This window comes from Streptomyces sp. NPDC005878, from assembly GCF_040629815.1.
Lineage (GTDB): Bacteria > Actinomycetota > Actinomycetes > Streptomycetales > Streptomycetaceae > Streptomyces.
Genome location: NZ_JBEXWK010000030.1, coordinates 70,388 through 82,976, shown reverse-complemented (window position 1 = coordinate 82,976; position 12,589 = coordinate 70,388). Strand labels below are relative to the sequence as shown.

General features: G+C 73.4%; 12 protein-coding genes. 7 read left to right on the top strand and 5 right to left on the bottom strand.

Annotated features, from left to right (window positions below; translation table 11 throughout):
- Positions 1-172: 172 nt before the first annotated feature.
- From ABZ404_RS31880 to ABZ404_RS31870, 3 genes are all read left to right on the top strand, one after another.
- The gene (locus ABZ404_RS31880; protein WP_358836754.1) at positions 173-955 is read left to right on the top strand and encodes a GntR family transcriptional regulator; all 783 of its coding nucleotides are present in this window, start codon (positions 173-175) and stop codon (positions 953-955) included.
- A 739-nt stretch (positions 956-1,694) separates the two neighbouring features.
- Positions 1,695-2,852, top strand: coding sequence for a type ISP restriction/modification enzyme (locus ABZ404_RS31875; RefSeq protein WP_358837535.1), 1,158 nt, complete (start codon positions 1,695-1,697; stop codon positions 2,850-2,852).
- A gap of 61 nt (positions 2,853-2,913) precedes the next feature.
- Positions 2,914-4,116: a CaiB/BaiF CoA-transferase family protein gene (locus tag ABZ404_RS31870; RefSeq protein WP_358837534.1), complete on the top strand. Its 1,203-nt coding sequence runs from the start codon at positions 2,914-2,916 to the stop codon at positions 4,114-4,116.
- Positions 4,117-4,207: 91 nt separating this feature from the next.
- Here ABZ404_RS31870 and ABZ404_RS31865 read toward each other — a convergent pair whose 3' ends face one another.
- Positions 4,208-4,471, bottom strand: coding sequence for a hypothetical protein (locus ABZ404_RS31865; RefSeq protein WP_358837533.1), 264 nt, complete (start codon positions 4,469-4,471; stop codon positions 4,208-4,210).
- A gap of 270 nt (positions 4,472-4,741) precedes the next feature.
- Here ABZ404_RS31865 and ABZ404_RS31860 point away from each other — a divergent pair, with 270 nt between their 5' ends.
- On the top strand, positions 4,742-6,502 hold the full coding sequence (locus ABZ404_RS31860; protein WP_358991159.1) for a serine/threonine-protein kinase: 1,761 nt from the start codon (positions 4,742-4,744) through the stop codon (positions 6,500-6,502).
- Here ABZ404_RS31860 and ABZ404_RS31855 read toward each other — a convergent pair.
- Positions 6,472-7,287, bottom strand: coding sequence for an SGNH/GDSL hydrolase family protein (locus ABZ404_RS31855; RefSeq protein ID WP_358837637.1), 816 nt, complete (start codon positions 7,285-7,287; stop codon positions 6,472-6,474). The genes ABZ404_RS31860 and ABZ404_RS31855 overlap by 31 nt on opposite strands.
- A 241-nt stretch (positions 7,288-7,528) precedes the next feature.
- Here ABZ404_RS31855 and ABZ404_RS31850 point away from each other — a divergent pair, with 241 nt between their 5' ends.
- Positions 7,529-8,623 carry a DUF5925 domain-containing protein gene (locus ABZ404_RS31850; RefSeq protein ID WP_358837636.1) on the top strand — a complete coding sequence of 365 codons (1,095 nt, stop codon included), beginning with the start codon at positions 7,529-7,531 and terminating at the stop codon, positions 8,621-8,623.
- Between the two features lie 311 nt (positions 8,624-8,934).
- Here ABZ404_RS31850 and ABZ404_RS31845 read toward each other — a convergent pair whose 3' ends face one another.
- Entirely contained in the window at positions 8,935-9,309 is a 375-nt protein-coding gene (locus tag ABZ404_RS31845; protein ID WP_358833134.1) for a GntR family transcriptional regulator, read from the bottom strand.
- Between the two features lie 111 nt (positions 9,310-9,420).
- On the opposite strand from ABZ404_RS31845, the gene ABZ404_RS31840 reads away from it, so the two are divergent.
- Positions 9,421-9,921 (top strand): DUF402 domain-containing protein, encoded by a 501-nt coding sequence (locus ABZ404_RS31840; protein WP_358833133.1) that lies wholly within the window; start codon positions 9,421-9,423, stop codon positions 9,919-9,921.
- Between the two features lie 43 nt (positions 9,922-9,964).
- Here the strand turns inward: ABZ404_RS31840 and ABZ404_RS31835 are convergent, their stop codons facing one another.
- Positions 9,965-10,465, bottom strand: coding sequence for a GNAT family N-acetyltransferase (locus tag ABZ404_RS31835; RefSeq protein ID WP_358833132.1), 501 nt, complete (start codon positions 10,463-10,465; stop codon positions 9,965-9,967).
- A gap of 189 nt (positions 10,466-10,654) precedes the next feature.
- Here ABZ404_RS31835 and ABZ404_RS31830 point away from each other — a divergent pair, with 189 nt between their 5' ends.
- Positions 10,655-11,671: a lytic polysaccharide monooxygenase gene (locus tag ABZ404_RS31830; protein WP_358833131.1), complete on the top strand. Its 1,017-nt coding sequence runs from the start codon at positions 10,655-10,657 to the stop codon at positions 11,669-11,671.
- Here the strand turns inward: ABZ404_RS31830 and ABZ404_RS31825 are convergent.
- Positions 11,661-12,545, bottom strand: a complete 885-nt coding sequence (locus ABZ404_RS31825) for an alpha/beta fold hydrolase (protein WP_358833130.1) — start codon at positions 12,543-12,545, stop codon at positions 11,661-11,663. The two genes, ABZ404_RS31830 and ABZ404_RS31825, sit on opposite strands and share 11 nt — an antisense overlap.
- Positions 12,546-12,589 lie beyond the last annotated feature (44 nt).

Sequence of the window (12,589 nt, the reverse complement as noted above, 5' to 3'; positions counted from 1 at the left end):
CGGCGCGGCCGGGGTGTGCGGCGCGTCAGGTGTGTTGCTCGGCACGCCCGGCGCGTCCGGCGCGTGCGGCGTGTTGTCCGGCACGTCCGGTGTGTCCGGTGTATCCGGTGCTCCGCCGCCGGATCCTGAGCCGCACCTTCCGCCTCGCCCCGGAGACTGATACGGAATGCCCGTGACCTCCTCGACCCCCGCACCGCACCCGGCGTCCTCCTTCGCTCCGGACTCGCTGGTCCTGAACCGCAAGCTCCCGCTGTGGTACCAGGTCTCGCAGTCCCTGCGCGCGTCGATACTGGGCCGCACCCCCGAAGCCTCGCTGCGACTGCCCACCGAGGAGCGGCTGGCCGCGCACTACGGCGTGAGCGTGCTGACCATGCGGCAGGCGCTGAAGGAGCTGGAGGAGGAGGGGCTGATCACCCGGCACCGGCGGCGCGGCACGTTCATCGAGCCCGCCGCGCGGCGCGGGGCGCCGGTGCGGCTGCTCGGCTCGATCGACGCGATCGTGGCGCAGCAGTCGGGCGAGCCGACGACGGTGCTGGGGCACGGGACGGAGCCGGTGCCGGGGGAGCTCGCGGAGTACTTCCCCGACTGCGACTCGGTCGTCACCTACCGCCGTCTGCGCCGCGACGGCGACAGCGGCGAGCCCACGAACTGGGCGGAGAACGCGGTCCGTCCGGAGCTGGCGGCCGGGATCGACGTCCGCGAGCTCGAACGGTGGCCGATGACGAAGGTGCTGCGGGACTCGGTCGGGGTCAGGATCAGCCGGATCACCGACACGGTGGAGGCGAGGCTGGCGGATCCTCTGACGGCGGAGCTGCTGGAGGTGCCGCTGCTGTCCCCGATCCTGCACTACACGGGGGTGTCGTACGACGCGGCGGGGCGGGTGGTGGATGTGGCCCGGATCCGGTACCGGGGGGACCGCTTCTCGTTCTCGGTGACGGTGGAGGCGTCGCGGTAGGACGCGCAGTTCCCCGCGCCCCTGTTGTGCCCGGTCTTTGTCTGCGGCCCGGTGGAGGGTCGCTCGCGCAGTTCCCCGCGCCCCTTCAAGGCCCGGACCTCGGCTGCGGACCGGCGGTCAGTTGCTCGCGCCGTTCCCCGCGCCCCTTCAAGGCCCGATCTTTGTCTGCGGCCCGGCGGTCGGTTGCTCGCGCCGTTCCCCGCGCCCCTTCAAGGCCCGGACCTCGGCTGCGGACCGGCGGTCGGTTGCTCGCGCAGTTCCCCGCGCCCCTTCAGGGCCCGGGCTTTGTCTGCGGGTTGTGGGTGGCTGAGCGCGCAGTTCCCCGCGCCCCTGAAGGCCTGTGGCTGAGGTGAGCATTCCGGCTGCGGGCATCCCCCTCAGGGGCGCGGGGAACTGCGCGAGCAACCCAGCACGGTCCGCAGACGAAAGAAGGGTTCGGGGCGCAGCCCCGCAGCGGGGCGCAGGGGCCGCAGGGGCCGCAGGCCCCGTCGGGTGGAGTTCGAGGGCGCAGGCCCCGTCGGGTGGGGTTCGAGGGCGCAGGCCCCGCCGGGGGGTCGGGGGCGCAGACCCCGCCGGGGGGGGGACGCCAGGGGGCCCGGGCGCAGGCCTCGGGGAAGTCGGCTTGCGGCGCGCTCGCCCCCGGAGGGTTTGGGGAAGGGGCGGGGAGGGGCCAAAACCCCCCGCCACCCCCCTAGCATGGGCCCCCGTGAGTGACGATCCGCAGCCGCTCGACGACCTGATGCCCTGGTCCGTGGCCCCCCTGCGCCCGGGCCGCCCCTGGCCCACCGCCCCGGACCCCCGCACGCTCAGAACCCGCTGGACCACCCTCGTCCACGCAGACCCCTCCACCCGCGAACACCTCTTCCGCCCCACCCGTACCCGCACCCTCCACACCCGCGTCCCCGCCCTCCCCTCCCCGGGCCACCCCGGCACCGCCCCCCTCGCCCAGGAATCCGGCCCCTGCCCGGCCCCCGTCCGCTTCACCCACGGCCCCTTCGACCAGCAGTGGCTGATACCCGATCACCGCCTCCTGGACGCCGCCCGCCCGGAGCTGTGGCGCGTCGCCGACGAGCGGCAGCTGTTCGCCGTGGAGCAGGGGTGCCCGCCGAAGTCCACCGGCCCGGCCCTCACCGTCTCCGCCCTGCTCCCCGACGGCCACCCCCTGGCCGGCCGCCCGGGCCGCATCCGCCCCCTGTACCGCCGCCCGGGCGCCGCCGAGCCCAACATCACGCCGGGCCTGCTCGCCCTGCTCGGCAAGGAGTACGGGCAGGAGGTCGCCCCCGAGGACCTGTTCGCCTGGGTCGTGGCCGCCGCCCGGCCCTCCCCCGCCGGGTGCGTCGTGCCGCTCACCGCCGATCCCGCCCGCTGGGCGCGCGGGGTGGAGCTGGGGCACCGGATCACGGAGCTGACCGTGCGCGGGGCGCGCGGCGGTGACAAGCCCCGGCTGCCCGGCGGCCGGCGGCCGTACGTGCGGGCCGCGATCCCGCCCCGCCCCGACGCCCTGCGCTACGACCCGGAGGACGAGAGCCTGTACCTCGGCGAGGGCCGCGTCTCGCCGGTGCCCCGGGGCGCCTGGGAGTTCGAGGTGAGTGGGGTGCGCGTCCTGGAGGCGTGGTTCGAGCAGCGCGCGCGGAGCGGCGAGCCGGGCACCCTGGAGGCCGTACGGCCCGCGTCCTGGCCGCAGGAGTGGACCTCCGACCTCCTTGAGCTCATCACCGTCCTGGCCCTGCTCGACGAAGTGCGCCCGGATCTGCGGGAGCTGGCCGAGGGTCCCCGCCTCGCCCGCGAGAGGCTCGTCGAGGCGCGCGTCCTGCCCGTACCGCCGTCGGCCCGCCGCCCCGCCTCCGTACTCGACCATCCGGAGGAGGGCCCGGACGGGCAGCTGACGCTCCTCTGAGGAGAGCCGCCGACGTGCCGTCCGTGACAAAAGTGCCCCGTACACGATAAGCACGGCTCCCATGAGCACTCCGCAGTCCCAGCCCCTCCCGCTCGACGGCATCACCGTCGTCGCCGTGGAGCAGGCCGTCGCCGCCCCCTTCGCCACCCGCCAGCTCGCCGACCTCGGCGCCCGGGTCATCAAGGTCGAGCGGCCCGACGGCGGCGACTTCGCCCGGCACTACGACACCGCCGCCCGCGGCCTCGCCTCGCACTTCGTCTGGTGCAACCGGGGCAAGGAGTCGATCGCCCTCGATCTGAAGGACCCGCGCGGGCTGGACGCCCTGCGGCGGCTGATCGCCGGGGCCGACGTGTTCGTGCAGAACCTGGCGCACGGGGCGGCCGCCAGGATGGGCCTGGACGCGGCCACGCTGTGCGCGGCGCACCCGCGCCTGGTCGCGGTCGACATATCGGGGTACGGCGCCGACGGCCCGTACGCGCACAAGCGGGCGTACGACATGCTCGTCCAGTGCGAGGCCGGGCTCGTCTCGGTGACGGGGACGCCGGAGCAGCCCGTGAAGGCTGGCATCCCGGCCGCCGACATCGCGGCCGCCATGTACGCGTACTCGGGCGTCCTCGCGGCGCTGCTGCGCCGGGGCACGACCGGCCGGGGCGGGCCCGTGGAGATCTCGATGCTGGAGGCGCTGGCGGAGTGGCTGGGCCATCCGCTGCACCATGTGATGCACGGAGGGACGGAACCGGCGCGCACCGGGGTCGCGCACGCCGTCATCGCCCCGTACAACGCCTACGCGACGACCGACGGCCAGGTGCTGCTCTCCGTACAGAACGACCGGGAATGGCGCAGACTGGCCGTCCAGGTCCTGGAGCGACCGGAGTTGGCCGAGGATCCGGCGTACGCGACCAATACCGCGCGGACCGCGCACCGGGCGCGGACCGACCAGGTGGTCGGGGACGCGCTCGCCGCGATGACGGCCTCCGAGGCGGTGGCGCGGCTGGAGGCGGCGGGCATCGCCTGCGCCCGGCTCAACACGGTCGCCCAGGTCGCCGCGCATCCGCAGCTCGCGGCGCGGAAGCGCTGGCGGGAGGTGGACTCGCCGGTGGGGCCGCTGCGCGCGCTGCTGCCGCCGGTCGGTCTGCCGGGCGGCCCCGAGCCGAGGATGGGGGCGGTGCCGGCGCTGGGCGAGCACACCGAAGCGCTGCTGCGAGCCCTGGGGATGACAGAGGAGCTGACAGCAGCGCTGCGCCGGGACGGCGTGATCGCCTGAACATGGATCAGAAAGTCATGGGTTCTCGGGAATCCGGTTTCCCGGGGTGCCGGATTCTCGGGAAGTCACTGATCGTGGGCTGTCGTGGACTTCAGCCGCGGCTGCCGAAGAGCGAGCGGCGAAGGCGCCGCAGCGGGGCGAAGAGCGAAACGCGGGCGCTCTTGCTCCTCCGGCTGTGCGCGACGTCACGCGAGGTCAGCTCACGCATCAGCAAGGTCGCCTCGGCCGACTCCCGCAGCGGGACGGCGGGACCGCCCAGCACCGAGAGATGGCGGTCGAGGCGCGAGCTGGTCGCACTGCTCCCGCAGGTGATGGCAGGTACTCGCGCCCTGCTGCGCACTGTTATCTGTTCCATGTCACTCCCCACCCATACGAGGGCACCCGGCCCCGGGCAGGGTAACCCTATCGCCCCCGCGTCACACTCGTGTATCCCGGTGGTGGGATTCACCTCTCCCGGGGAGGGGTTGACAGACGACCCTGATTACTCTCTGAATATGCCTGATTCCAGGGCGAGTTGGACAACGCGTCCGAGGGGGCCGCCACCGGCGTGACCTGAGCTAACGTGGAAAGGATTCGCGGTAGTTGGTCGTGTTGTGGTCGTCCCGTCGCCAAGGAGGCCCCGCCAGTGAGCGAAGTGCCGGGCAGCGAACAACGCGTGATCCAAGGACGCTACCGTCTGCTCTCCCCGCTCGGCCGCGGCGGCATGGGCGAGGTGTGGCGGGCGCGCGACGAGGTGCTGGGACGCGAGGTCGCGGTCAAGGAGGTACGGGCGCCGGCCGGGCTCGATTCCCCCGACGAACAACGGATGTACGCGCGCCTCGAACGTGAGGCGTGGGCGGCGGCCCGGATATCGCACCGCAACGTGGTGACGGTCTACGACGTGGCGACCCACGAGGGCCGCCCCTGGATCGTGATGGAGCTCGTCCGCGGGCTCTCGCTCTCCGAGGTGCTGGAGGCGGACGGCCCGCTCACCCCGCAGCGCGCCGGGCACGTCGGCGCCGAGGTCGTCGCGGCGCTGCGCGCGGCGCACGAGGCCGGGGTGCTGCACCGCGACGTCAAGCCCGCCAACGTGCTGCTCGCCAACGACGGCCGGGTGGTCCTCACCGACTTCGGCATCGCCATGGTGGCGGGCACGTCCACGCTCACGATGACCGGTGAGGTGATCGGCTCACCCGAATTCCTCTCCCCCGAACAGGCGCTGGGCCGCACCCCCGGACCCGCCTCGGACCTGTGGTCGCTGGGTGTGCTGCTGTACGCGGCGGTCGAGGGCAGCTCGCCCTTCCGCCAGTCCACCCCGCTCTCCACGCTGCGGGCCGTGGTGGACGAGGAGCTGCCGCCGCCGCGCCGGGCGGGGGCACTCGCGCCGGTGATCGCGGGGCTGCTGCGCAAGGACCCCGCCGAGCGTCTGTCGCCGGAGGAGGCCGAGCGGCAGTTGCGGGTGGTGGGCGCGGGGGGCGAGGTGCGGGACATCCCGCCGCCCTACCCCGGACCATACGAAGAGCCGACCGTCGCCCGGGGGATGCCGGGCGCGGACCCGACGCCGCCGACCCGGGTGGCGCCGGGGGCGTACGTCCCGGCGGCCGAGGAGGACCGGCCCGGTCGCGGCGGGGCGGGGGTCCTGCTGGTGGCCGGCGTGCTCGTCCTGCTGCTCGCGCTCGGCGCCCTGGTGTGGGCGCTGGTGCACAGTGGGGGCGACGCGGAGGCCGGGAAGAGCACGGCCACGACGTCCGCGCCGGGCCCGGCGTCGCACTCCGCGCCGCACAGCGGCACCGCCGCCACGAGCCACAGCGCCACCACGGCCGCCCCGAGCAGCACGGGTCCCGGCCCGAGCCCGAGCCCGAGCGGTTCGGCGACGCCCGCGCAGTCCGTGAAGGTCTCCTTGCGGGCCGTGCGCGGAAGTTACGAGGGGCGGTGCCCGCCGCCGGACGAGGCGGCCCCGGCGGTGGTCGCCACCGTCACCGTGGGCCGTACGCCGGTGGAGGTCCAGTACCGCTGGGTGACGGCGGACGGGGAGTCGTCCGACCCGGGCTGGAAGACGCTGGGCTTCGCGTCCGGCGAGGCGCGGACCAGGCAGCTGCGGCACGTCGAGTCGGGGGACGGGACGGCCGGGACCAAGCGCAACGCGGTGCGGTTCGAGGTGCGCTCGCCGGTCGAGGCGGCGTCCAATTCCGTGGCGTACGCGGTGACGTGCGAGGAGGAGACCCCGACGGGCGGAGCCTCCTCCTCGTCGTCCGCTTCCGCTTCCTCTGCTTCTTCTGCTTCTTCTTCTACTTCTTCTGCTTCTTCTGCTTCTTCCACGCGTCCGGCGGACGACGGCTCACTCCGCCCGCCGGACGCGGTGACGACGGACGGGGATCAGGCCGCGTTGGCGAAGGTGGGCAGGTAGCCACCGGACTGACCGGCGGCGGTGGGGTGGTAGGACTCGCCGATGTTGGTCCAGACGAGGCTGTTCAGCCAGGAGCTGCTGGAGCAGATCTCGTGGTTGGTGAAGGCCGGGACGACCGAGGCGAAGCTGTAGCCGTGGTCGGCCGCGCGCTTGGCGGTGACCGTGTTCAGCTCGTCCGCGGCGCTGTTGATGGCCGCGCGCGAGGTGTCGCTGAGCCCGAGGAAGCAGCTGCCGCCGATCTTGTAGAAGTGCGGGTAGCCGATGACGACGACGTGGGCGTTGGGGGCCTTCGCTCTGATCGCGTCGTAGACGGAGTCGAGTTTCGCGGGCAGGACGGTGTCGGCGTAGGTGCGCGCCTGGTTGATGCGGTTGAGGCAGGTGGACTGCGAGTTCAGGACGCAGGTGGTCATGACGTCGGAGAAGCCCGCGTCATTGCCGCCGATGGTGATCGAGACGAGGTCGGTGGCGGAGGTGAGCGGGCCGAGCTGACCCGCCTTCACATCGTCGGTGGTCGCGCCGGAACAGGCGGTGAAGGCGAACGAGGCGGGGGCGTGGGACGCCGCCCACAGGGACGGGTAGGCCTTGGGCGAGCGCTTGCAGGAACCACTGGAGCTGTCGTACGTACCGGTTCCCACTCCCGAGGAGTAGGAGTCGCCGAGCGCCACGTAGTCCGTGCCCGCGGCCTGGGCGTGGGTCGCGGCACTGGCCACGCCCGCCCCGGTGAGGGCGAAGGCGGCGGTCAGGAAGATCGACGACACATGGGCCGTCATACGGGAGAGCTTCATGTGGGGGCCTCCTAGTGCGGGATATCCGCCACAGATGTGGTACCAGCGAGTAGGGATCACCGGAAGTGGACATGCCAAGAACTTTCAGAAATCCGCTCCTCCGGGGGAAACCCTGACCATGCGTTCCCGTCAATTGACCTCGCCCGCACGGAACTTGCCTGCACACCCCTTGCCCCGGGGGCCTTTCCGGGAGTGACAAAAGACCGTGCGCCGCAAGGCGGGTTGCCGGATCATGGAAGCCATGTCCGCGAACCCTGAAGCAACGCTGCCGATCCGGCTGAACGTGGACGACAGCGACTCCCCCTCCGATGTCGTCGACGCGCTGTTCCTCGGCCGGTTCGCCACGGGCGAGCAGCCCTTCTCGCACAGCTCCTCCATCGACCGTGTCAAGAAGGGCGCGGGGCTGCTGCCGCCGGGAGCGACCGTGCTGCGCGCGGCGCGCGACGACGACCGCAGTGCCACGCTCGCCGAGGGCGAGGGCTGGACGCTGCTCGTCTCCCGCTGGAACCGGGGCGCGGACGTCACGGTGACGGCGACCAGCGAGGAGCTCGCCGAAAGAGTGCTCAAGCAGGCCACCGAGGGCGCGGAGGACGAGCCGGAGCCGGTCCCGGAGAACGTGACCATGGGCTTCTGGTACGTCTCACCGCGCCGCGGCCCGCACCGCACCACCCGTCAGATCGCGGCCGGGACCTGGGAGGAGGTCCGCCCCAACTACACGGCGCCGGTGGCCGAGGCGATGGACCGCCTGATGAAGGTGACCCCCGACGACATCGCGGGCCGGCTGCTGCTGCTCCACGGCCCGCCGGGCACCGGCAAGACGTCGGCGCTGCGCACCCTCGCCCGCTCCTGGCGCGACTGGTGCCAGGTGGACTGCGTCCTGGACCCCGAGCGCCTCTTCAACGACGTCGGCTACCTCATGGACATCGCGATCGGCGAGGACGACGGCTCGGCGAAGGGCCGCTGGCGGCTGCTGCTGCTGGAGGACTGCGACGAACTGATCCGGGGCGAGGCCAAGCACACGGCGGGGCAGGCCCTCTCGCGTCTGCTGAACCTGACGGACGGTCTGCTGGGCCAGGGCCGCAACGTCCTGGTCGGCGTCACCACCAACGAGGACCTGGAGCGCCTGCATCCCGCGGTCGTGCGCCCCGGCCGGTGTCTGGCCCGGATCGAAGTGGGCCCGATGACCCGGCGCGAGGCGGTCACCTGGCTGGGCACGGAGGAGGGCGTCGGCCGCGAGGGCGCGACGCTGGCGGAGCTGTTCGCCCTGCGCCGCGGCACGGCGCCGCCGAGCGTCCCGGACCCCAGGGAGGGCGCGGACGCGGGGCTGTACTTGTAGGAGGGGGCGGTACGCGCAGGGGCGGGCCGGGCGTGGGGCGGCCGGGCCGTGGGGCGGGCCGGGCCGAGCTCGCAGAGGCCGGGGGGAAGCGCGCGCCTCGACCTCGGGCTGCACTTGCGGAGACTCGGGGGACGCGCGCGCCTCAGCCTCGGGCTGCACTTGCGGAGACCCGGGGGACGCGCGCGCCTAGCCTCGGGCTGCACTTGCGGAGACCCGGGAGGGGGAGAGACGCGCGTCTCACCCCCCTGCGCCGCCCGCGGCTTGCGGAGTCCGGCTGCCGATGCCCCGCCCGCGGCCCGTGACCGCGCGCGTCAGTCCCCGTACACCGCCCGCACCGCGTCCGCCACCGCCGCCCGCGCCGCCTCGCGGCCGAGGCCCAGGCGCCGGGCCTCCTGCGCGTACGCCAGGGCCGCCGCCGCGGCCCGGCGCTCGGCCGCGTCGCCCGCCGCCGCGACGAACGTGCCGTTGCGGCCGCGCGTCTCGATCACCCCGTCCGCCTCCAGCGCGCGGTAGGCCTTGGCCACCGTGTTGGCGGCGAGCCCGAGCTCCTCGGCGAGGCCGCGCACGGTGGGCAGCTTGTACCCCACGGGCAGCACCCCCGCCCGCGCCCGCTCGGCGATCTGGGCCCGCAACTGCTCGTACGGAGCGTCGGCGGCTTCCTGGTCAATGGCGATCTTCAGGGTCACAGGCCGATTCTGCCCCTCCCCCACGCGGGACGAAAATGGGAGGCGTCCGGCGTGCCCCGTTGCGTAGCGTCCGACGCGTCGACCGACCCCTCTGCGCCATGGAGACACGTCTTGTCCGCGAATTCGGCTGCACCCGGCTCCCTCCTCACCGTCACCCTGGTCAAGGGCGGCCGTACGAAGATCGGCTACCCGGCGACGGTGGTGTCCGACGACGGTGTGCGGCTCACCGTCCGCGCCCCCTGGGCCGCCGACGGCGTCCGCGACTTCGGGTTCGTCCGCTTCGAGCCGGGCGACGTCTTCACCGAGCACTACTGGCGGGACCGCTGGTACGCGGTGAAGGAGGTCCGGGCCGCCGACGCCTCGCTCAAGGGCTGGTACTGCGACATCACCCGGCCCGCCGTGGTGCGCGAGGGGACGGTGGTCGTCGAGGACCTGGACCTCGACCTGTGGGTCTCCGCCGACGGGGCGACCGTGCTCCGCCTGGACGAGGACGAGTTCGCCGAGAGCGGGCTGGCCGAGCGCGACCGGCAGGCGGCGGACCGCGCTGTCCAGGCCCTGGACGAGCTCGAACTCCTCGCCGAGCGCGGCAGGTTCACCGCCCTGATCGCCTGATCGACCGATCGGCTGATCGACCGATCGACTGATCGGCCGGCGGTCAGGGCCGGGGAGGAAGCGCCTTGCGGTAGTGGACGCGGTCGTACGGCCCGTCCACCCGCCGCTCCACCAGCTCGTACCCGAAGCGGGGGTACATCCGGCGGTTCTCCCACATCTTGGCGTTGGTGTAGAGCCGCACCTCGGGCAGCCCCAGCCCGCGGGCGTGCGCCTCGACGTATCCGAGGAGCCGCCGGCCGAGGCCGGATCCCGCGGCGTCCGGATGCACAGCCATGGAGTCGAGGAAGAGGTGGTCCGCCTCCGGGACGAGCACGAGGACACCGACGACCGGATCGCCCGTCACGAAGACCCGCCCGGCGGCGACGTTCGCCGCGTGGTCGTCCTCCATCGGGGCGGGCACCACGCCGATGCGCTGGACGTAGTGGCCGTACGCGGCGTCGGTGACCTCCTGCACGCGCGCGACGTCGGCGCGGGTGGCGGTGCGGATGTCGTCGTAGGGGGCGGGGTGTCCGGCGCCGCCCGCGCCGTCGGTCGTCTTGATCACGCGTCCACGGTACGTCCCCGGGCGGGCGTCCCCCTGGCCGGAAGCGGCTCTTCTTAACCGGCTCTCAGTCGTTCCTTAACGCGGCCATAAAGATCGCCATCTCCCGCTCCCGGCGGCCTTGTTCGCGGGATCCGGCGGCTAGCGTGCTGCGCACCCGCCCCTCGCGCCGCGCCGAAGGAGAACATCACCATGACCGTTCGCCGCCCTGCCACCGCCGCCGCCCTGGCCCTGGCGCCGCTCGCGCTGACCGGGCTCGCGGCCGGGCCGGCCGCCGCCCACGGCTCCATGACGGACCCGGTCAGCCGGGTCTCCGCCTGTTACGCCGAGGGGCCCGAGAGCCCCCGCTCGGCCGCCTGCAAGGCGGCGGTCGCCGCCAGTGGCACCCAGGCGTTCTACGACTGGAACGCCGTCAACATCGCCGCCGCCGCGGGCCGGTCGAAACAGATCATCCCGGACGGCAGGCTGTGCAGCGCGGGCAACGACAAGTACAAGGGGCTCGACCTGGCGCGCGCCGACTGGCCGGCCTCCAGGCTGGCCGCCGGGCGCCACACCTTCCGCTACAAGGGCACCGCCCCGCACAAGGGCACCTTCGAGCTGTACCTCACCAAGGACGGGTACGACCCCACCAAGCCGCTGAAGTGGTCGGACCTGGAGGCCACGCCGTTCGCCAAGGTGGCGAACCCGCCGATGCGCGACGGGGACTACGTCTTCGACGCCACCCTGCCCGCCCGGTCCGGGCGCCACCTCCTCTATTCGATCTGGCAGCGCTCCGACAGCCCCGAGGCCTTCTACACCTGCTCCGACGTGGTGTTCGGCAAGGACCGCGGAGGTTCCGCCCCGGCCCCGGCGGCCTCGGCACCGACCCAGCGGCAGGTCGAGGCAGGCGCCGCCAAATCGACGGTGGAGCACCACGGCCACGGCGACGACGACGCGAGGACCGGCGCGGGCGCCCCGGCGCGGCCGGCGGCCGGTAAGGACAGGCAGGGCGAACCGGCAGGCGCCGCGGCGCAGTCGGGCAACCAGCCGCACACCGACAGTGTGGCCGCGGCCCCGGCCGCCGGCGCCGTGCCCCGCACCGAGAACCTCGCCGAGACGGGCGGCAGCGGGTCCACCCCGTACCTCGCGCTCGGGGGCGCGGGGACGCTGGCCGCCGGAGCCGTGTTCCTCCTGCTGGCCGCCCGCCGTCGGCGCGGGCTCAGCCGATGACGGACGCGCAGGTGGTGGGGGTGGCGTGCGCGGGGTCAAGGGCGTTCACGACCTCGTGGTAGGTGACGCGGTCGGTGAGGCCCATCGCCACGTGCTCGGAGAGGTCGAGGACGCACTTGTCCTGGATGAGGACGTTGTCGACGTCCGGGCCGTCCAGGAACTGCGAGCGGTACGGGGTGACGACCTCGTCGTATCGGCTGGCGATGACGGTGTAGCGCACTCCGGGAACGGTGTCACCGCCCGCGTTGAGCCTGGTCAGGAACGGTGACCCGGCCACCTGGTCGGCGAGGCCGGGGGTGCCGAGTCTGAGCAGGTCCTCGGCGCCGGGGAAGTAGGGCAGCAGCGCCGTGAGCCCGAGCAGGGTGGTGCCGTGGTTGTCGGGGGCTATGCCGACCAGGGTGTTCACCTTGGAGGCGCCGCCCAGGAACTTCAGGTACCAGCGCGGCATCATCCCGCCCTGGGAGTGGCCCACGAGGTCAGCCTTGGGGGTGCCGGTCGCCGCGAGCACCCGGTCCACGAAGACGGCGAGCTGTCCGGCCGACTTGTCGATGGGGCCGAGGCCGTTGAAGAGCGGTACGCCCGGAAGCTGACCATAGTCGAGGGAGAAGACGCAGTACCCCCGGTTGACCAGGTACGGGGCGAGGGCCAGCCAGTTGTCGACGGAGTTCCCGAAGGTTCCGTGGACCAGGACGACGGGGCGCGGGTGGGCGGCGGAGGGCTTGCAGGAGTAGTCGTTCCAGCCGCTGGTGGGGGCGGCGCTCTGAGCGTGCGCGGCGGTCGTCGGGACCAGGGCGGCCGCGGCGGCGAGCAGCAGGGCCGCCAGCGGCCGGGCGAACGCGTGCTTGCGGGGGCGGCGGAGCATGGGGGGCAGCATCGAGTGAACTCCTTGCGGCTCAAAGGGAGTTGCGGGGACATGCA

What these genes read in the sequence shown, in the direction of transcription:
- ABZ404_RS31865 (WP_358837533.1), bottom strand. Translation starts at nt 4,471, where the DNA reads ATGGAACAGATAACAGTGCGCAGCAGGGCGCGAGTACCTGCCATCACC.
- ABZ404_RS31870 (WP_358837534.1), top strand. Translation starts at nt 2,914, where the DNA reads ATGAGCACTCCGCAGTCCCAGCCCCTCCCGCTCGACGGCATCACCGTC.
- ABZ404_RS31850 (WP_358837636.1), top strand. Translation starts at nt 7,529, where the DNA reads ATGTCCGCGAACCCTGAAGCAACGCTGCCGATCCGGCTGAACGTGGAC.
- ABZ404_RS31830 (WP_358833131.1), top strand. Translation starts at nt 10,655, where the DNA reads ATGACCGTTCGCCGCCCTGCCACCGCCGCCGCCCTGGCCCTGGCGCCG.
- ABZ404_RS31855 (WP_358837637.1), bottom strand. Translation starts at nt 7,287, where the DNA reads ATGAAGCTCTCCCGTATGACGGCCCATGTGTCGTCGATCTTCCTGACC.
- ABZ404_RS31825 (WP_358833130.1), bottom strand. Translation starts at nt 12,545, where the DNA reads ATGCTGCCCCCCATGCTCCGCCGCCCCCGCAAGCACGCGTTCGCCCGG.
- ABZ404_RS31875 (WP_358837535.1), top strand. Translation starts at nt 1,695, where the DNA reads ATGCCCTGGTCCGTGGCCCCCCTGCGCCCGGGCCGCCCCTGGCCCACC.